Annotated in this window: 12 protein-coding genes and 1 tRNA gene; 6 read left to right on the forward strand and 7 right to left on the reverse strand. The window is 65.0% G+C overall.

Features of this window, described 5'->3' with window-relative positions:
• Positions 1–129: 129 nt before the first annotated feature.
• From KF886_04700 to KF886_04710, 3 genes are all read right to left on the reverse strand, one after another.
• On the reverse strand, positions 130–4,086 hold the full coding sequence (locus KF886_04700) for an IPT/TIG domain-containing protein (GenBank protein MBX3176638.1): 3,957 nt from the start codon (positions 4,084–4,086) through the stop codon (positions 130–132).
• A gap of 270 nt (positions 4,087–4,356) precedes the next feature.
• Positions 4,357–5,211, reverse strand: a complete 855-nt coding sequence (locus KF886_04705) for a prolipoprotein diacylglyceryl transferase (protein MBX3176639.1) — start codon at positions 5,209–5,211, stop codon at positions 4,357–4,359.
• Positions 5,212–5,268: 57 nt separating this feature from the next.
• Positions 5,269–6,381: a fibronectin type III domain-containing protein gene (locus KF886_04710; protein ID MBX3176640.1), complete on the reverse strand. Its 1,113-nt coding sequence runs from the start codon at positions 6,379–6,381 to the stop codon at positions 5,269–5,271.
• A gap of 141 nt (positions 6,382–6,522) precedes the next feature.
• On the opposite strand from KF886_04710, the gene KF886_04715 reads away from it, so the two are divergent.
• From KF886_04715 to KF886_04725, 3 genes are all read left to right on the forward strand, one after another.
• On the forward strand, positions 6,523–8,157 hold the full coding sequence (locus tag KF886_04715; protein MBX3176641.1) for an SUMF1/EgtB/PvdO family nonheme iron enzyme: 1,635 nt from the start codon (positions 6,523–6,525) through the stop codon (positions 8,155–8,157).
• 153 nt (positions 8,158–8,310) lie between these two features.
• Positions 8,311–8,994 carry an FKBP-type peptidyl-prolyl cis-trans isomerase gene (locus KF886_04720; protein ID MBX3176642.1) on the forward strand — a complete coding sequence of 228 codons (684 nt, stop codon included), beginning with the start codon at positions 8,311–8,313 and terminating at the stop codon, positions 8,992–8,994.
• 275 nt (positions 8,995–9,269) lie between these two features.
• Positions 9,270–9,971 (forward strand): DUF1499 domain-containing protein, encoded by a 702-nt coding sequence (locus KF886_04725; protein MBX3176643.1) that lies wholly within the window; start codon positions 9,270–9,272, stop codon positions 9,969–9,971.
• Between the two features lie 79 nt (positions 9,972–10,050).
• Here the strand turns inward: KF886_04725 and KF886_04730 are convergent, their stop codons facing one another.
• Positions 10,051–11,262 carry a PQQ-dependent sugar dehydrogenase gene (locus tag KF886_04730; GenBank protein MBX3176644.1) on the reverse strand — a complete coding sequence of 404 codons (1,212 nt, stop codon included), beginning with the start codon at positions 11,260–11,262 and terminating at the stop codon, positions 10,051–10,053.
• Between the two features lie 462 nt (positions 11,263–11,724).
• On the opposite strand from KF886_04730, the gene KF886_04735 reads away from it, so the two are divergent.
• A complete protein-coding gene (locus tag KF886_04735) occupies positions 11,725–12,975 on the forward strand; it encodes a DUF1015 domain-containing protein (protein MBX3176645.1) in 1,251 nt (416 codons plus the stop codon).
• Positions 12,976–13,054: 79 nt separating this feature from the next.
• Here KF886_04735 and KF886_04740 read toward each other — a convergent pair whose 3' ends face one another.
• Entirely contained in the window at positions 13,055–13,957 is a 903-nt protein-coding gene (locus KF886_04740; GenBank protein MBX3176646.1) for a MipA/OmpV family protein, read from the reverse strand.
• A 210-nt stretch (positions 13,958–14,167) separates the two neighbouring features.
• Here KF886_04740 and KF886_04745 point away from each other — a divergent pair, with 210 nt between their 5' ends.
• Positions 14,168–15,535, forward strand: a complete 1,368-nt coding sequence (locus KF886_04745) for a sulfatase-like hydrolase/transferase (protein ID MBX3176647.1) — start codon at positions 14,168–14,170, stop codon at positions 15,533–15,535.
• A gap of 62 nt (positions 15,536–15,597) precedes the next feature.
• Here KF886_04745 and KF886_04750 read toward each other — a convergent pair.
• Both KF886_04750 and KF886_04755 read right to left on the reverse strand, forming a co-directional pair.
• Positions 15,598–15,675, reverse strand: a tRNA-Glu gene (locus tag KF886_04750).
• A 126-nt stretch (positions 15,676–15,801) separates the two neighbouring features.
• Positions 15,802–17,007 (reverse strand): SDR family oxidoreductase, encoded by a 1,206-nt coding sequence (locus tag KF886_04755; GenBank protein MBX3176648.1) that lies wholly within the window; start codon positions 17,005–17,007, stop codon positions 15,802–15,804.
• A gap of 459 nt (positions 17,008–17,466) precedes the next feature.
• Between KF886_04755 and KF886_04760 the strand changes: the two genes are divergently transcribed.
• On the forward strand, positions 17,467–19,542 hold the full coding sequence (locus KF886_04760; protein ID MBX3176649.1) for a bifunctional (p)ppGpp synthetase/guanosine-3',5'-bis(diphosphate) 3'-pyrophosphohydrolase: 2,076 nt from the start codon (positions 17,467–17,469) through the stop codon (positions 19,540–19,542).

Here is a 19,542-nt window from a genome sequence, read left to right on the forward strand (position 1 = left end):
CGTTGGATTGGCCTGGACGCACTCTTAAACCGCCTGGGATCCCGGCGCATCGGCCTGGGGCGGACATAACAACGGCGGCGCGATCCCGAAGGACCGCGCCGCCTGATTATCCGGATTGAATGTCCGCGATCAGCGGGCGAACCAGCGCTTGCAGCGCCGTATGCCGAGGACGCCCAGCGAGAGCGCCAACAGCGCGAAGAGGGCCGGCGACGCCAGCGCCAGGTTGCCGAGGAAGACCACCGGCACCAGCGCGACGCGAACCGCCGCAGCCAGGGCCGGGCTCTTCGCCACCACGTCCGCGATAGCGGGGCTCACGTGGTAGTACGCATCCACCAGCGCGGTGCCGAGGGCCGACTCCAGCAGGTACGAATCGCGCACTTCGCGCAGGACGTTGATCTCCGCCGCCATCGGCGAGTTGTAGGCCGCCGTGGCGATGAAGCACGGGCCGCCGCTGCTGTCGCCCGCGCCGCCGGCGGAGATGCCGAGGAGCGCCAGCAACAGGCCAAGCAGCACCAGAAGCGGGAAGTCCTGCCCGCCCTGGGCGGTGTATTCGAAGAAGTTCGGCAGCGTCACCGCAGCCACATCGGGCGTGGCGGACAGGAAGATGGTCACGTCGCGAATGCCCGAACTGGACGAGGCCGGGGTCCGGAAGGTGAACGTGTTCTCATTTGTGCCCGGCGCGGTCACGAAACCGCCCGGCCCGACGTTAAGCGCCTGGCCCGCGCCACCGGGCGCCGCGAGCGCGACGCGGCTGATCCACGCCAGACCGCCCTCCGGCGATATGATGGTCACTTCCGTACCGCCATCGCGCGTGCCGCTGAAGGAGATTTCCGCATTGGCCTCGAGAATCGACTCCACGAGCGCGTCGGGCAGCCCGGCGCCGCGGCGCAGCGAGAAGCCGTTCAGGCTGTACAGCCGCGCTTCGTTCACGGCGTCAATGGGCACGTTGCCCGGCGTGGAGGCGGCCAGGGCCGGGTCAACCTCGGCGCCCAGCAGGTTCGACTGGTACGCCACCACGGCGGTATCCGGAACGACGAGATCGCCGGTGGCATAATCGAAGCTGCTCTCGATACCGTACCACGCCAGTCCGGCCCGGACCGCGGAGGCGTTGAATTCCGGGGCGTCCGACACAAACGACACGCGAACCGGTTCGATCTCAATGGGCTCGTTCGTGACCGGATCGATTACCGGCTCGCCGTTCTCGCCGACCAGGTAGCGCGAGCGCGCGCCGGCACGGAACGCGCCGCCCGTGGCCGGTCCGCTCGTCGGCATGCCCATTGTGGGCGTATTCTGCTTCACCGCAGTGAAGTCAACCGGCTCGTAGAAGTACATCGCGAAATCGTGGATGTTCCCACCCAGCGCCGCGCCGCCGCTGACGCCCTGGCCATTCAGGACGCCGCTGATGGCGCTGGTGCCCAGCGCGCCGCCGGCCTGGTTCGAAGCCGCCGTGCTGGTCCGGATGATGCCATAGACCCGGCCGCCGTCCGGCGCGACCGGAATATCCACCGTCGCGAAGGCATTCGCGCTCAGGGCGACGTTCAGCCCGTCGAGCCCCTGGGCGCCGTCAAACGCGTAGGCGGTCGTATTAACGCCGTTCGCCTGCACATAGCGGTTGTAGCGGAACGAATTGAACAGGGACGCCTGCGCCTGGCCGCCATTGCGAACCGAGACCGTCACGTCGACGAAATCGTTGTTCGAAACGTCCGTGCTCTCTGGAACAATCACATCAATGGTACGGTTGTCGGCGGAGGCGCGGAAGCCCTCGACGGTCACGTTGCCAAAGCGAATTACGGTGCCTTCGCTGAGATTCTGGCCGCTAATCTGCGCGACCACCCCACCGAAGATCCAGGCCTCGCTCGGCGAAATTCCGGTAATCACCGCCTCGCCCACCGTCTGGAAGGCCTGGAGTTCCGCCCGGGAAAGGAAGCCGTCGTTGTTGGTGTCCAGGCGCCCGAAACGCTCCGCGTTCATATTCGGCACCACGGTCTGCGCCTCGGCCAGCGTCAACCGGCCATCGCCATTGGCGTCCGCGCTCGCAAAGGCCGCCAGCAGCGCCAGCGCGGCCTCTTCGTCCACGTACTCGTCTTCGCCCTCGCCTTCGCCTTCTCCCTCGCCTTCTCCTTCACCCTCGCCCTCGCCTTCTCCCTCGCCCTCGCCTTCTCCCTCGCCTTCGCCTTCTCCCTCGCCCTCGCCTTCACCCTCGCCTTCGCCCGCCGGCTGGGCGAAAGTCACCCGAAGCACCTGGCTCTCGGCGATGGTGAAGTTCAGCGTATTATTGGCCACTTCGCCCGTCGCGTCCGCATCGTTCAGGATAACCTGCGACACCTCGAACCCGGCCGCCGGCGCAAAGGTCGCCTGGATCGGCGCGTTTCTCAGATAGAGCCCGCCGCTGGTCCCGCCTTCCAGCGAAGCCGGACTTAGCGTCACGGAACCCGACCCCGATATTTCGACGGTAAGCTCGACCGCCGACTTAAGCAAGGCGGCATTCGGGAGTGTCACCGTGTTTTCCGGGTTTGCATTGTCGGTAATGACGAGCGTCACCGGGGTATCCTGCGCCTCGCCGCCAATCATGGTCTGCGGCAGTGCGGGCGTAACAATGTAGATTTCGGTGGAGGTCGCCGCGATGCCGCCCACTTCGCGGTAGGCCGCCTCCTGTCCGTTCAGCGTGATGGTAAACGCATCCGCCGCCTCGGCCGCCGTCAGCCCCGCGCCCTCAATCGGGAAACGCCCGGTAACCACCGCGTTAAACTCGCGCATTCCGGGCAGTTCATCCGGCGTAATCCCCGTCAGCTGCAGGGCCGCGGGGAACGGCGCAAACAAGGAGAGCCGGGAGAGGTTCACATTGATATCGCCGCCGGGTGAAACGACGGATTCCGGCAGCAGCGTCCAGCTTCCATCCGCCGCCGCGTCGACGGTAACGGCCGTCCCGGCGGATCCGATCGTGGTGTCATAGGAGTAGAGCTGCACCCGGTCCAGGTCCGCGGCCGGGAAGCCATCGCCGGCGATGAACAGGTTCACCGAAAGCGCGCCGAGGTCGCCGATATCGGCCATATCCGAAACCGACGTGCCGGCGATAATGCTGATTTCGACGTACGGCGCGCCCGAAAGCAGGCTGGTGGGCTGGCCTGCTTCGACCGCCGCCGCCCATTCTTCGATCGTGCCGCCCGAAAGGTTCACGTCCGCCGCACCCACAAGCTCGTCGGAAATGCCGACGACGATATAGGCCGAGTCGCCGCTGTCAATCAGCCCCGCGTTGACCAGATCCGCCTTTGTCGGCGAGGTCACCATCACGTTGCCGAAGGCGACCACGACGCCGGAATCGGTCTGCTTTGTTACAACCGGTTCGTCCAGATTCGCGAGCAGGGCGGTGCGGCCGGCGCCATTGACCAGCACGTTCGCCACGGACGTCTCGCCCGGCGCGACAAAGGTAAACGGATCATCCGGGAAGCCGTTGCCGTCCGGGTCGATATCCACCGAACGGATGGTAAGCGCAATCGCCTCTTCCATCATGTTCGTGGTTTCGTAGGTGAACGCGGCGGTCTGCTTGGACTGCGCCACGGCGTTCACGAGGCCGTAGATCAGGATCGCGTTCGACTGGCCCTCGATCGCCGGAACGAAGCTGGTGAGGGTCAGCGCGCTGCTGAAATCCGAGAAGACGCCGTCGGGCGAGAAAACGCCGTCCGCGCCGAGCGTATAGACGCCCTCCACCGTCCGCCACGGCGCTTCCGCCTGCGTTTCGTCGTTGGCGAGATTGGCGACATATGTGACCGTTGTGTCGTTGCCCGCGCCGGGGACCGCCGCGCTCAGCAGCACTTCCACATCGCCGGTGCTCGTCGTCGGAACGAGGATGGTGTCGCCGCTGGAAAACGGCGTGGACTCCAGGGTAACGCCAACGCCCTTGTCAATGAGGGCGCCGCCCTGGTTGAGCAGGATCATGTCGAGGAACTGGCCAAAATCGATCCGGCCGTCGTTGCTCGCCGCATTGGTGCGCGCCGAATCGAAAGACGGAACGAGCCCGATTCCGAAGGCGAGTACCACCATCATGCTTACGAGCGACGCAAGCATCAGTTTCTTGCTGGTCCCCATTCTGGCTTCTCCTCTTAGACCGTTGGTATTGCTCAGCATCAGGCCGCGCGGGCCCGCCGGAATTCCCGGCGCCGGGCCATGCGGACCGAACATCCTCAACTAATTGAAAGGTAATTACTTAGATCGTCCGCACCTGACCGAAGCATCGCGCTCCCATTCCACGTATGGCCGGCTCGGGTGCAGGCGTAATTAGACTGGATTAGTATAGAGAACCCTCAAAACCTTGTCAACACTTTATCGGCTTTTTCACGACATTTCCCGCACCCGGCGCTATTTTTCTCCGTTTTCGCGGTTATCGCCGGAAATGGCCGGCCGCCAGCGTGTCTGGTACATCACCACATAGAAGACCGCCGCGCCAAGAAACAACCCCAGGCCGACCATCTGGCTGACGGTCATGCCGAGGATCGGGCGCGCGCTGTCGCCCCGGAACGATTCGGTCGTGAAGCGAAGCATGCCATACAGCAGCGGGTACAGCATCATGATGGAGCCCGTGTGCTGGCGGCGCTTGTAGGCGAAGCGCATGACGAGGAAGATGACGAACAAACCCGCCGCCTCGTACAGCTGGGTCGCATGCACCGGCAGCGGCTGCGACGCCATGGAGGAAATCAGGCCGTCACCCGCCTGCTGGCGCGCCACGAGACCCCGCGCCGGAAACACCACCCCGAGCGGCCCGTCCGTTACGGTTCCCCAGCAGCATCCGTTCAGGAAGCAACCCACACGCGCGATGGAATGCCCCAGGGGCAGGAAGGGCATGCCAATATCGGCCATGGGGACAATCGGCACGCGCATCCAGCGCACATACGCCACGCCGCCGAGAAACCCGCCGATCAGGCCGCCGAAGTACACCATGCCGCCTTCCCAGATGAAGAAGACCCGGTACCAGGCGTAGGGCGTACCGTCGTCGTAGGCAAAGGTCAGGCCATATTGCAGATACCAGTAGACCTTTGCCCCAACGAGCGCGCCGAAAAAGATCCAGACGCCGCCCGCCGGCGTCACGGGATAGGGGTTGGGCAGCTTGTAGTTCTCGCGCACCGCGCCGAGCACACCCACCAGAAACGCAATCGCGAGCGTGACGGTGTAGGCGTGAAAATCGAAGGGGCCGATGGACAGCAGGGTGGGATGCATCTACGGACGCCCCGAAACAGGTTGCGGTCCGCGCGCCAGGCAGGGTTTGGTCATGGTTTACCGGGTCTCCCGCGCAACGGAACGCCGCCGCCCGGCGGCGACCGCGACGGCCACCAACAGCGCCAGGGGCAGCACGCCCGCGGCAACCTGCTTCGCGGACTGGATCCGGTGGCCCTGGGCCGGGCTGGCGCTGAAGGGGCTTTCGCAACCCTCCTGGCTGCGCGCCTTGACCCAGTAGAAGTAGCGCACTTCATTGACTGTATCCGGCATCGCGCAATCGGCGGGGACGACTTCCGGCACGCGCGCGGTGATGTCGTTGAAGGTCGTGCCGGTCTGCCAGGCCTCGCCGAGGGGCTGGGCCGACACCGCGGAATCGCTGGTGAAGCGGAATACGCGGTACTCGATGTTGGCGCCCGCCACCGCATTCCACGAGACCACGACGGCGTCGTTCCGGTTTGTCGTGGCGGTCACGCCGGTCGGGGCGGCCGGAGGCGCGCAGCCCACGAGAACCGCCGTGTTTTCAAACCCGAACGAAAGCAGCTCGACCTCGGTCTCCGAATCCGGCACGGTGCGGGAGAACGAGGATTCCAGCCGGACCACGCCGCCCTGACCATCCGGCACATGCACCTCCGATTCGGGATCGACGCCCAGAATATCGGTCATCGAACCATCCTCCACGGTCTCCAGGATTCGAAACGCCACCGTAAACAGGGGGCCCGCGGGAATCGGATTCTGGTTCAGGCCGTGCACCAGCACGCCGATGGCGCCGGGATTGGGGTAGATCTCGAACGTCGCGTTCTTCCCCGCCGCGCTCACGGCGGATTCAAGGCGCACGAGGCTGAGCGCCGCGACGGTGTTGCCTTGCCGGTCCAGGATGGGTTCGCCCGTGAACTCGTTGCGCGCCACGATTTCATAGGCCTGTGGCAGCGGGACCAGCGCCGCGGGGTCGTAGGCCAGGAAGAGCGCGAAGGTCTCGGGAAGGACATCGCCGGCCACCAGTTCCACGCTGACTTCGACGGTGTCGCCGGGATTGCCGGTTGTCGCGCTAAGCCGAAGTGTTATATCATTTGGCTCTTGCGCGGCGGCAGAAAACGCCCAGAGCGCGAGGGCCAGTGCGCAGCCGTTGCGCAGGAGGCCCGCGCCCGGCGCGGCCAGCGGATTTGCGTGCATGGATGAACTCCTTGAAAAGCGATGGAAACTGCCTAGCCTAATGATCGAGCAACCGTACAGTCAAGTAATGCCGGCCGCCGCGCGGGCCATCGCGTTGTCCGCATGATACCGGTAACCTGCGCGCATTGCAGCCTTCGCATTATGGTGCCCCCTACGGTACAGGGGAAGCAGGGGGTTTGTTTCAACTGCGGCCAGCCGCTGCGCATTCCCAGCGCGGGCGATGTCAGCCGCCACCTGAACCTCCAGTTCGAACTGGGCGATAAAATCGCCGATCGCTACGTGATTGAGGAATACATCGGCCGCGGCGGCATGGGTGTGGTCTATCGCTCGCACGACACGCTCGTGGACGAGACGGTGGCGCTTAAATTCATGAATCCCAAGCTCTTGAAGACCTCCAAGGGCAAGCGCCTGTTCATCCAGGAGGCCCAGATCGCGCGGCGCCTGCGCCACGAGAACATCGTCGCCGTGCATGACGTGAGCTGGACCAACGAGGGCATTCTCTACCTTTCCATGGAGTTTGCGGAGGGGCAATCCCTGCGATCTTACCTTCGTAAGCACCGCCAGGAACGCCGCTTTGTGGATGTTCGCCTCAGCGTCACCTACCTGACCCAGATCCTCCGCGCGCTGGAAAACGCGCACCGCACCGTCATCCACCGCGACATCAAGCCGGAGAACCTCATCCTCATGCCCGGCGAGCGTATCAAGGTGCTCGATTTCGGCCTGGCCAAGGCCGTTCAGGAGGAATTCCTCAAGAGCGATACGGAAGAGCAGCAGGCGACCAACGTCATCGGCACCCTGGCCTACACCGCCCCCGAGCAGCGCCGCGGATTCCAGGTGGACCCCCGGACCGACATCTACGCGGTCGGCCTTGTCTTCCACGAGTTGCTCACCCTCCGCACGCCGATGGACGAGCCCGTCACCGTCGAGCAGGTGCGCCAGGACGTCTCCCCGTCGCTCCTGCAGGTGCTCAAGCGCGCCCTCCACCCGGAGAAGGAACACCGCTGGCAGAATGCCCGGGAATTCCGCCGCGCCCTGGAGCAGGCCTTCAATGAATCCTACCGCCGCCTCACCGAGCAGATCGAAGTGGTCGCGACCGACCGCGGCGACGTCTCCACCGAAAACATGGTGTACATGGAGGGCGGCAACTTCCTCATGGGGAACGACGCCATCCGCGAGTCCGCGCCCGAGGCCGAGGTCCACGTGGCGCCCTTCTGGATCGACGCCTACCCGGTGACGGTGAAGGAATACCAGGCCTACCGCGAGGCCACCGGGGCGCCGGAACCCAAGCTCTGGCGCGACCCGAACTTCAACGGCCCGGACCAGCCGGTGGTCGGCGTGTCCTGGCAAGACGCCCAGAAATACGCCGATTGGGCCGGGAAGCGCCTCCCCACCGAGGCGCAATGGGAGTTCGCCGCGCGGGGCAAGGACAACCGGAAGTATCCGTGGGGGAACCTGCCGCCGGACACGACCCGGTGCAATTTCGGCGATTACCTCGGCATGCCGTCTATTGTGACCATGCACGAGGACGGGCGCACGCCGGACAATGTCTACGACATGGCGGGCAACGTCATGGAGTGGATGCTCGACCCCTTCATCCCCTATAAGCAGATCCGCCAGGAGCCGGATATCATTCTCGACGCGCCCCGGCGCGTGGTGCGCGGGGGGTGCTTCAATTCGCCCGTCGACGAGCTCATCAACTACGTCCGGCGCGGGCTCTTCCCCGAGTCCCAATTGCCCACCGTCGGTTTCCGGTGCGTCCTGCCCGCCAAAGACTGACGCGGGGCGATTTGCTTTTCAGCCGGTTCCGGCGATACGCTATCGGCTGGCGCACAGGCCGGGCCATCCGCCCCGGCCGAAGAGATGTACCCCCCCACATTACAACCACACAAGGATGATGATCCCATGAATTCCCCCTTCCGCCGGACCTCTATGCTTCTCGTCGCAACCGCCCTTCTCCTTCCCCTCGCGGCCGCGGCCCAGGAAGAGAAGGCGCCCGCCGTCAATCTTGATTCCGAACTGGCCAAAGAGTGCTACTCCGCGGGCATGATCATTGGCAAGAGCATTTCCGAGCCGGGCATCGAGCTGGACGTGGAAGCGTTCGTCGCCGGCTTCTCCGCCGCCCTCAAGGGCGAGGAAAGCGCTATGGATGACGAAGCCATGCGCGAGGCCTTCCGCGCGCTGCAGAACAAGCTCCGCGCCGCCGCGCAGGAAAAGGCCCAGGCGATGGCCGTCTCCTCCAAAGCCGAGGGCGACGCATTCCTGGCCGAGAATGCCCAAAAGGAAGGCGTCAAGACCACCGACAGCGGCCTGCAATACCGCGTAATCAAGGATGGCGACGGCCCCATGCCCCAGAGCACGGACCGGGTGTCCGTATACTACAAGGGAACCTTCATTAACGGCGAGGAGTTCGACAGCTCCCTGGAGGAGCCGGTGACCTTCGGCGTGACCCAGGTTATCCGGGGCTGGACCGAGGCGCTCATGATGATGAAGGTCGGCTCGAAGTGGGAACTCGCCATCCCCAGCGATTTGGCCTACGGACCGCAAGGCAACCCGAGCATCCCGCCGAACTCCGTGCTCCTTTTTGAAGTCGAGCTGCTGGGTATCGCCGAGTAACTTCGCCCATTGATCAAACTGCCTGGCAGCCGCTCCGAGTATTGGGCGGCTGCCATTTTTTTAACATTTCAGCGGTCTGAAGTGCGGAACAGTATGTGTTTTTGATAATGGAGCCGGTGTGCATGGTGCGCCGTCGGCGCAATCTGCCGGCGGGCCGCCGGCGCTCCATAGTTGCACGTAGCCTTAAATTCAACAAGTTGCTCTAGTTTGGCCACGGTATTTCGTTCGGCCAAAGTGATACCCATTTTTTACCCGCGTCCCGAGGAGCCCGCATCGTGACAACCAAACTGGTCCTTTTGCTCGCGTTCGCCGCGCTCGCCACCTTGATTGGCGGTCCGCTCGGCGCCTGGTTCGGCCTCCTGCCGCCGCTCGCGGGCGCCGGAATCTTCCTGGTCAGCGGCCTACTCGGCGTTGCGGCCATGATCGCCGGCGCCGCCGTGGCCGTGCAGCATCAGGCCTATTTTGCCGCCATGATCGGCATGCTCGGCTGTCTCCCCGCCGTCGCGGTGGCGGCGGCTGTCCTCGGGGGCCTGCGCCATCCCGCGATTAACGACATCGCCACCGACCTGGACGATCCGCCCGCTCTTTCCGCCGCCGCGGCGTTGCCGGAAAACGCGGGTCGCGACCTGGCCTTCCCTCCGGAAAATGCGCCCATCATCCGCGAGCACTACCCCGAACTCGCGCCGCTCCGCGTCAATCAGCCCCCCGAAACCGTCTACCGCCGCGCGCGAAGCCTCGCCACGGCGCGGGGATTCTCGTGGGAAATCACGGACGAAAGTCTGGAGGGCCTGCGCTTTGAAGCCACCGCAAGCACCCGCCTGTTCCGCTGGAAGGACGATATCGCACTGCGCATCCGGCCCAACGGCGAAGGCGGCGCGATCATCGACATGCGATCCAAGTCCCGCGAAGGCAAGGGCGACCTGGGCGCAAACGAGCGCCGTATCCGGAAGTTCCTCGAAGCCCTCGCCAACCCCTGACGCCACAAGACAACACCCGCGATCCCGCTCAAACACACCCCTTAAATATAACAACACCTATACTGTCAACTGTCAACTGTCAACTGTCAACTGTCAACTGATAGACCGCGCCCGCGCCGTAGTCCACGAGCAGCAATTCCCCCTCCGAATCCTCCCCGAACGAAGCCAGCCGGGTGATGGTAATCGCGCCGCTGTTCAGCGCCGCCGTCTCGTTGGCCACCGCCACCGAATCCCCGTCGCGCACCAGGCTGAACACCTCGCCGCTGATGAAGTCCGCGAAGAAATACGTACCGGCCAGGCCCGGGATGCCCGCGCCACGATACACGTAGCCCCCCGTGATGGACTGGCTTCCCTCCCGCGAGTATTCATAGATGGGATCGACGGCCCCGGGCAGCGCGCATTGCGTCTCACCGGGCCGGCAAATGCTCCCCTCCCGATTCCGCCAGCCATAGTTTTCCCCGCCCGCACTTTCTGCCGGCTGAAAATTGATCTCCTCCAGCGCGTTCTGCCCCACATCCGCGATCCACAGGTCGCCCGTCTCCCGGTCGAAACTCATGCGCCACGGATTGCGCAGGCCGTAGGCCCAGATCTCCGGCAGGGCGCCCGCAACGCCCACAAAGGGGTTGTCGGGCGGAACGGCGTACGGCGCGGCGCCATCCACATCGATCCGCAGGATCTTGCCCAGCAGTGTACCGAGGGACTGGCCGTTGTTCTGCGGGTCGTTGCCGCTGCCGCCGTCCCCGGACGCGACGTACAGGTAACCATCCGGCCCGAAGGCCAGCATGCCGCCGTTGTGGTTGTTGAACGGCTGCGGAATCGTCAACAACACCGACGCGGTCGCGGGATCCGCCCGGTATTCGTCGTCCGCGAAGCGGCAATAGAGCGCCAGCACCGCCGCGCCCTCGGTGTTGGTGTAGTAGACGTAGAAGCGCCCGTTCGCCTCATAGGCGGGGTGGAAGGCCAGCCCCAGCAGGCCGCGCTCGCCGAGCGTGCTTCCGAGCAGCGGGGCGATATCCAGGAAGTGTTCCGCGCGTACGCCGCCGCCCTCGGCGATCCGGATCCGCCCGCCCTGCTCGACGATATAGACGCGGTCCGGCTGGCCCGGGGCCGCCGCCGCGAACAGGGGCCGGTCCAGGCCCTGAGCGACAAGCGCCAGGCGCAGCGCCGGCCCGGCGTCGGATTCGGGATTGCCCGTGTTGGGCAGCCCGCTCCCCGGGATCTCCGGGGCGGGGCATCCAGCAAGGAAAATGGCCTGTATGATCAGAATTGGAACAAGCGCCAGCGATTTCATGTACGTATCCACCAAATGTGTCACTATCCGCCCGGGTGAATGTCTGACTGTACCGCGTCCAGACTATGGCGAAGTCAGGAAAGTCTCGATTATTGCAGTTCGCCGAAAACCCACTATGATACGGGCTTTCAGCCCTGGCGGAAATCCTTGCCATTTTACCTGGGCCTGCAGCCCAGGCTGATATGATCCGCACCTTCGGCGCCGAAGAAAACGCAGTCAGGGCCGAAGGCCTGTTTTATTCCAGCCTGGGCCATCGGCCCAGGAAAACCGATCCGATAGTGTGGAAGGGCTGAAGGCCCGCTCCATAGCGCTTGTAACGCATCGGTACTATCCAAACTACACCCATCCGCCCGGCTCACTTTGCAACCAACACGGCCAGCTTATAGAATAACCCTTCTGTTCAATGCGCCGCACCACGGCTGGCGCCCCCCCACCCTAAGCGATCGAAAGGACACTGTCAATATGCTCGAAGTCAAGGGATTCCGCGGGCTCCGCTACCAGCAGGCCGCCGTGCCCAATCTGGATGACGCCATCACGCCGCCCTACGACGTAATCACGCCGGAAGAACGCGCTGGGCTGGCCGATCGCAGCCCATACAGCCTGGTTCACCTTATTCTCCCGGAAGCGCGAGATGGCCGCGAAAAGTATGAGGACGCCGCCGCGACGCTGGAGGCGTGGATCGCCCAGGGCGTCCTGAAACAGGACGATGCCCCCGGCGTCTACCTGCTCCGGCAGCACTTCACCGATCTCGACGGCGCCCCGCAGGTGCGCAAGGCCTTCTTCGCCATCATCCGCCTGCCGGAAGCCGATGAGAACTACGTGCTCGGGCACGAGCGCACCTTCGCCAAGCCGGTGGAGGATCGCCTGCGCCTCACCGAAGCGACCGAAGCGAATCTCGGGGCCGTTTTCGGGCTCTACGCCGACCCGGCGGGCGTCTTGGCGCCCCTTTTGAACCAGATGGAGAAGCAGCCGCCCGAAGCGGTCGCCCACACCATCGACGGAGTCAAGCAGGAGTTCTGGCGCGCCGATGACGATACGCTCGTGCGCGATTTCTTCAAGGAGCAAACCATCTACATCGCCGATGGGCACCACCGCTTCCAGACCGCCTGCGCCTACCGCGACGCGCTGCGCGAGAAGGGCGCGCTGCCGCCCGATCACCCGGCGAACTTCGCGCTGATGGGCTTTGTCGCGTTCGACGACCCCGGGCTCAAGATCTATCCGCCCCACCGCGTGGTGGCGCCGCCGGAAGGCTTCGACGCGGACGCCTTCCTGCGCGATCTGGGCGCCTGGTTCCGGATCACGCCGGTGGCGAGCGAGCTGCCCGCCGCCGTGAAGGCCGCCGCCGACCTCGGGACACTGGGCGTGGCGATCCCGGGCAAGGGCGATTATCTGCTGGAATTCACCGGTGACCGCGTCGAATTCCTGGGGGATGACCGCGGGCCGTCCTGGCGCGACCTGGACGTGGCGCTGCTGCACCGCGGCATTATCGAACGCGTGCTCGGCATTCCCGAAGGCACGGTGTTCACCTACGAGAAAAGCGCGGCGGGCGCCATGAAGGCGGCGCACGAGGGCGGAAACCTCTCGTTCATCCTCCAGCCCACGCCGGCGGAACAGATCTGCGCCTGCGCCGACGCGAAGGAGCCCATGCCGCAAAAATCGACCTATTTCTTCCCCAAGCTGTGCAGCGGCGCGGTCATCCACCGCCTGAAGTAATCGATAAGAACGGGGCCAGAAGGCGATCGTCCCCCTTCTGGCCCCGAATGTATTTTGCGCGCGGACAGACGCCGTCCGGTCAGTCCCCGAAGCGCCACGAATACGTGATTCCGAACAGCGCGGTGAATTGGTCTTCGGATCCGCCGGGCCCCTCCACGATCGGGCTGTCCGCCGCGTCGCCGATGAGCCGCGCGTATCGAAGCGCCGCCAGCAAGGCCACCCGGTCGGTGAACTCGTGGTCGAAGCGGATACCGATGCCCGCGTCCTTGAATCCGGCGTCCGCGTCGTAGCGGCTGTATATGCTGCGGAACGCCTGGCGCCGGTCGATGCTGAAGAACGCGTCCATGTACGTGTCGTTCGCCCACGTGGTGGACGCTTCGATGCCCAGGCGCGTTCGCTCGGAAAACGGGATGCGGGTGCCCAGGCCCAATTGCGCCGTGAAGCCGTCGTGCCCGCCCGCGATCTCCTGGCGCAGCGAAAGCCGCGTCTGTACCGGCCCGGTGCGCAGGTAGGTATCCACGCCGGCGTCCAGCCCGGTATTCACATCGCCCAGCCCGCGCAGATAGCGGCTGTCCCCGCGCGTGAAGAAGAGGAAGTCGTTGTCCTCCTCCCGCGACGCCGAGGGGTTCAGCGCCGGCTCGATACGCAACTGGACTTTCTTGAACTCACTTTCCGCGCCGTTCTCCCAGCGATAGAGCCGGTACGAAAGCCCCCGCAGCGACAGATTGAACCCGTGAAAGTTCCGGACTTCAATGATCGGCACGGGAAACACGCTGTGATCCTTCGCGCCCTCAAAATCCGGAAGCACCAGCCCCCCCGCGCCCAGGGACACCGTGGTCACCGAATCCTCGTCCACCGGCGTCGCCAGCACATCCTCGGCGGTCGACGGTTTCGTGGTAGTGACCGCCAAAAACACGATCGCCAACCGGGCCAGACCCCGAAAGAACACATTGCCGAAAGCGGTGACAGGACGGTACTGCATGAACACGGAGGCTCCCTTTTTCGCTGTTGCGTTGCTGGAAGGCCAGTATACGGACCCCGCCGCCACCGATCCACCTGCATCCCGTGGTCGTTCGACGCGCCCTCCGCTCGGGTTTGCGGCCCGGGGCCGCCCTGTGCTATCGAAGACGCAGGCAGCAACCCGGGCGCGGCGATTTCCGCCGCCCCGGGCGGGCCACACGGAGGAGAACGCATGTACAAACATCTGAACCTGGGCGCCATCGCGCTCGTTGCCCTGATCGCCCTGATCTCGCATCGCGCCGCCGCCCGGGATGCGCCGCCAAACGTCATCATCATCTACACCGACGACCAGGGAACGGTGGACGCGGGAGCCTATGGCGCGGTCGACCTGAAAACCCCGGGCATCGACCGCATCGCGCGGGAGGGCGTCCGCTTCACCCAGTTCTACGCGCCCGCGCCCGTGTGTTCGCCGTCGCGCGCGGGCCTGCTCACCGGCCGCTACCCCGTCCGCGCGGGCGTGCCGGGGAATGTGCCCTCCCGTCGCGGCCACGAAGGCGGCATGCCCCCCGAGCAGTACACGCTCGCGGAGCTCTTCCGGGACGCGGGCTACCGCACGGCGCACATCGGCAAATGGCACCTGGGCCACACGCCGGAGACCATGCCGAACGAGCAGGGCTTCGACTACTCCTACGGCCACATGGGCGGCTGTATCGACAACTACTCCCACTTCTTCTACTGGGCGGGCCCGAACCAGCATGACCTGTACCGGAACGGCGAGGAAATCTTCGAGAACGGCCAGTTCTTCCCGGACCGCATGGTGGAGGAGGCCGCGGGCTTCATGCGGGACCACCGCGACGCGCCGTTCTTTATCTACTTCGCGATGAACGCGCCGCACTACCCCTACCAGGGCGAGCCGGAATGGCTGGAACACTACCGCGGCGCGGGAACACCCTACCCCCGCGATCTCTACGCGGCGTTCCTGAGCACCCTGGATGAACGCGTCGGAAGCCTCCTGGACGCCCTCGATGCGCTGGGGCTGGCGGAAGACACCATCGTCGTGTTTCAGTCGGACCACGGGCATTCGGTGGAGGAGCGCGCACACTTCGGCGGCGGAAGCGCCGGCCCCTACCGCGGCGCCAAGTTCAGCCTCTTCGAGGGCGGCATCCGCGTGCCCGCGATCATCCGGTGGCCGGGCAAACTGGAAGCGGGCGGCGTCCGCGACCAGATGGCGCATGGCTGCGACTGGTTTCCCACGCTGGCGGCACTCTGCGGCATCTCCACCGCCGATCGCGACCTGGATGGAAAGAGCCTGGCGGCGCTGCTGAATGATCCGGCGGCCCCCTCCCCGCACGAGGCCCTGCACTGGTACGTGGGCGGGGCGGAGCAGCCGCAGTGGGCCGTGCGCCAGGGCGACTGGAAGCTCATCGGCCAGCCGCGCGACCCCACCTTGCCCGCGGGCGAATCGCTCCCGCCCCATGTCCTCGTTAACCTGCGCGAAGACCCCGGCGAGCGGGAAAATCGGGTTGAGTCCGATCCGGACGTCTTCCAGCGCCTGCTCGCGCTGCACGAGGCCTGGGCCGCCGGCGCGACCGCGGAGTAGCTGCCCCGGAAAAGCAAAAAAACCGCCCGGCGCGGTGTGCGCGCCGGGCGGGAGCCAAAAAATGGCAGGCCCAACGGGATTTGAACCCGTGTCGCCGCCGTGAAAGGGCGGTGTCCTAGACCTGGCTAGACGATGGGCCCGTTGTGGAAACGGTGGTTGCTGGATGGAGGCGGGGATTGCTCAACGTGTCCAAGCCAGCGAAGGATGCAGACTATAGCACGCGCGGAAGGGGCAAGTCAAACCACGCGCGCCGAAAAGCAGTCCGATCAGGCCGGCTGGCCCGCGACCGCCAGGTCCTCGGCCAGATCCTTCTGGAGCCGGTCCACCGCGATCTGGGATCCGCGGGGATCTTCGTCCAGCAGCAGGCCGCGAAGCTTGCAGCCGAACGCGCCCACCCACTCCTGCTGCCGGGCGTAGGCCAGCAGCATGTCGAAGAAGTCGCCATCCAGATGCGGGCAGGGGAGCGATCCGGCGAGCGCGCGATCCGTGTTGGCGCGATCAAAGACCGGTTCGTCCTGAAGGTAGTAGCGGTAGAGCGAAAGCGACGCGTTCGCCACCTGCTCCGCGCGCGTGATTTCGCCGTCCAGGCGCGGCTGGAAGCCCATCTGGCAGCCCGAGGGATTCAGCGTCCGCGTGGCCCAGTCGTTGAGTTCGCGCAGTTTGCACGGGTTGGGGTTCGTCAGATGGTAGGTCTGTCCCGAGGCCCCTTCCCGCTCGACGATCCGCCACAGCGCATCGGCGACCCAATCCACGGGAATCAGATTCAGCGTCGATTCGGGGTTGCCCTGAAGCCGCAAACTCTCGCCCACGGGAAGCTGGCCGCGCTCGACCACATCCACCATGCGCAGGATGCTGTAAAAATTGTGGAACTGGCTGATGAGGCCGCCGTCAAGCGCTCCGACGATAACCGAGGGGCGGAAGATCGCGCCGCGAACGCGGCCGCTGGCGAGCGCCTCGCCAAACAGGCACTCCGCCTCGCGCTTCGTCCGCTCGTAGGTGTTTTTGCACACCGTGTCCAGCAATTCGTTCTCGAGCGCCCGGCCCGTGTGCATCCCGGCCACATACGCCGTGCTCACGTGATAGAGCGGCACGTCCGTGCCGTCGAGGAGGTTGATCATATGGCGCAGCCCGTCCACATTCGCGGCCTGCAACTCAAAGTCCTTCTTCGGGTTAAAACTGATGCTGGCGGCGCAGTGGATGACCATGTCCAACTCGCCGCGAAGCGCTTCGCGCTGCGCATCGCTGAGCCCCAGATCCGGCGCACAGGTATCGCCCAGCAGGATTCGGACTTCGTCCAGACGCCCGGCATAGCCCGGCAACGCCAACACCGCCTCCAGCCGCTGGCGCGCCTGCTCCAGGGTGGCATCACGCATCAATACTACCGGGGCAAATCCACGCTCGAGCGCGCGGCCGAGAACCCAGCTACCCAGGATTCCGGTTCCGCCGGTTATCAATATTGATCGCTTATCCATACAACTCCTTTCGATACCTCTAGATTACGTGCGCCCGTGGCGCGAATACTGTCACGCCCGAGGACCGGGCGCCGTATGTTCGGGACTCCCACCCATAGATACCGCCGAGGCAAAGGTTCCGTTACAGAAGACCAGGAAATACGGCAAGAGGAGAGGACTTCGAACCTTCCATCGCGGGTCACCGCCGCCGGTTGCAATCGCCGAACGTACGGTGCATTAGGGTAGAGTGTAGCAGAAAAGGCTGTCAAAATCTATCTTTTCCACGCCGGCTTGCCGCCGAAAAACTGTCACTCGCGCCGCCGGGATCCACGCCGCAATTCGGTGCAAACGGCGTCGCGCGGAACGAAACACGCCCGGATCGGCCAAACCTGCGTGGAAATCCACGCTTTGGAGGGGTCGCGCGGGGTCCCGGCGTACTGGCGCCGGGCCGGACCCGGTGGTAGAATGAGGCAGATATAGATGCCGCAAGCCCCCCACGGAGCCGCCATGCGCAGCCAGTTCATCAAACTGAAGAAGCAACTCCGGAAAAACTTCTCCGAAGCGAACCTGGAGGTGGTGCGCCACGCCTACCGCATCGCGGACGAGGCCCACGTCGGCCAGAAACGGCTCTCCGGCGAGCCCTACATCATGCATACCCTGTCCGTGGCCCAGAATCTGGCGGCCATCGGGCTTGATCCGGTCGTCTGCGCCGCCGGCCTGCTGCACGACGTCATCGAGGACACCGCCCTCACCCGCGAGGACCTCCACCGGGAGTTCGGCGAGGAGATCGCCACCCTCGTGGATGGCGTCACCAAGATCAGCAGCCTCCATTTCCTGGACCGGGCGGCCACCCACGAAATCAAGCAGGCCCAGAACATCCGCAAGATGATGGTGGCGACCGCGAAGGACGTGCGGGTCATTCTCATCAAGCTGGCGGACCGCCTGCACAATATCCGCACCCTCGAGCACCTGCCCGCGGAGAAGCGTTGGCGCATCGCCCGGGAAACGCTCGATATTTACGCCCCCATGGCGCACCGGCTGGGTATTTCGCAGTGGAAGTGGGAGCTCGAAGACCACGCGTTCCACCACCTCATGCCGGACGAGTACCGGGCCATCGCGCAGCAGGTGGCCATGAAGCGGCGGCAGCGCGAATCCGAATTGATCGAAGTCATTAAGATCCTGGAAGCCCGTCTCAAGGAGGCCGAGGTCGTGGCCCACGTCATCGGCCGCCCGAAGCACCTGTACAGCATCTACCAGAAGATGGTGCAGCAGGGGAAGGACTTCCACGAGGTGATGGATATCCAGGCCGTGCGCATCATCACGCAGACCGAGGCCGGGTGCTACAACGCGCTCGGCGTCGTCCACAGCCTCTGGACCCCCATCCCCGGCCGTATGAAGGACTATATCGCCATGCCCAAGCTCAATATGTATCAGGCGATACATACGACGGTCATGAGCGACAGCGCCCGGCCCCTGGAGGTCCAGATCCGGTCCGAGGACATGGACAAGATGGCGCGCGAGGGCATCGCCGCGCACTGGATCTACAAGGAAGGCGAAAAACACCGCGACAGCAAGCTCGACCACCAGCTCACGTGGCTCCGGCAGATGTACTCGTGGCTCAAGGATGCGCATGCCCCCGAAGAGCTCATGGACAGCATGCGCCGCGACTTCGGGCCCAGCCACACCTACGTTTTCACCCCCAAGGGCGAGGTGAAGGAATTGCCGCCGGGCGCCACCCCCCTCGACTACGCCTATATGATCCACTCCGACGTGGGCCACCAGTGCATCGGCGCGCGGGTGAACGGGCGCATGGTGCCGCTGCGCTACCACCTGCAAACCGGCGATGTCGTGGAAGTGTTGACCTCGAAAAGCCAGACTCCCCACCTCGACTGGGTGGATATTGTCGTCACGGGCCGCGCGCGCACGCGCATCCGCCAGCGCCTCCGCGAGCTCGGCATGCTCGCGCCCATGGACGACCCCATGCACCACCCGCACGCGAACGATCAGCCCGCGACCGCGCCCCCGCCGCGGCCCCGGCCGAAACCCGCCGCCGTGCGCGAGGTGGACGACGAAACGCGGCAGAACCTGGTCCGCATCGAGGGGGACAAGGGCCTCACGGTCCAGTTCGCCAAGTGCTGCAACCCCATGCCGGGCCACGCCCTGATCGGCTACATTACGAAGAACACGGGCATTACCGTCCACCGGGCCGATTGCAAGAGCTTCGCGAAATCGAGCCGCGACGCGACGCGCATTGTGGAGGCCTCGTGGGAAGGCGAAGGCCTCTACGAAACGACCATCCGCGTGTCCGTGGGCCAGCGCCCCAACGTGCTCTCGGACCTGATGAACGCCCTGCGCCCCCTGAATATTGATATCGAGCGGGCGGACTACCATGTGGAGGAGGGCGGCGCAGGCGATTTCCGCTTTACCGTGCACACCTCCGGAAAGAGCACCATCAACCGGATCGTGCGCGCGCTGAACACCGTTAACGGGGTGCAGGAGGTCACCGTCGAACCGGAGGGCGAGGGCGCCCAACCCCGGATCGCGCTGGCGGGCTGA

This window comes from Candidatus Hydrogenedentota bacterium (assembly GCA_019637335.1).
GTDB lineage: Bacteria > Hydrogenedentota > Hydrogenedentia > Hydrogenedentales > JAEUWI01 > JAEUWI01.

Excerpts from the sequence above, each read along its gene's own strand:
- KF886_04700 (MBX3176638.1), bottom strand. The coding sequence starts at position 4,086 with ATGGGGACCAGCAAGAAACTGATGCTTGCGTCGCTCGTAAGCATGATG.
- KF886_04705 (MBX3176639.1), bottom strand. The coding sequence starts at position 5,211 with ATGCATCCCACCCTGCTGTCCATCGGCCCCTTCGATTTTCACGCCTAC.
- KF886_04710 (MBX3176640.1), bottom strand. The coding sequence starts at position 6,381 with ATGCACGCAAATCCGCTGGCCGCGCCGGGCGCGGGCCTCCTGCGCAAC.
- KF886_04715 (MBX3176641.1), top strand. The coding sequence starts at position 6,523 with ATGGTGCCCCCTACGGTACAGGGGAAGCAGGGGGTTTGTTTCAACTGC.
- KF886_04720 (MBX3176642.1), top strand. The coding sequence starts at position 8,311 with ATGCTTCTCGTCGCAACCGCCCTTCTCCTTCCCCTCGCGGCCGCGGCC.
- KF886_04730 (MBX3176644.1), bottom strand. The coding sequence starts at position 11,262 with ATGAAATCGCTGGCGCTTGTTCCAATTCTGATCATACAGGCCATTTTC.
- KF886_04735 (MBX3176645.1), top strand. The coding sequence starts at position 11,725 with ATGCTCGAAGTCAAGGGATTCCGCGGGCTCCGCTACCAGCAGGCCGCC.
- KF886_04740 (MBX3176646.1), bottom strand. The coding sequence starts at position 13,957 with ATGCAGTACCGTCCTGTCACCGCTTTCGGCAATGTGTTCTTTCGGGGT.
- KF886_04745 (MBX3176647.1), top strand. The coding sequence starts at position 14,168 with ATGTACAAACATCTGAACCTGGGCGCCATCGCGCTCGTTGCCCTGATC.
- KF886_04755 (MBX3176648.1), bottom strand. The coding sequence starts at position 17,007 with ATGGATAAGCGATCAATATTGATAACCGGCGGAACCGGAATCCTGGGT.
- KF886_04760 (MBX3176649.1), top strand. The coding sequence starts at position 17,467 with ATGCCGCAAGCCCCCCACGGAGCCGCCATGCGCAGCCAGTTCATCAAA.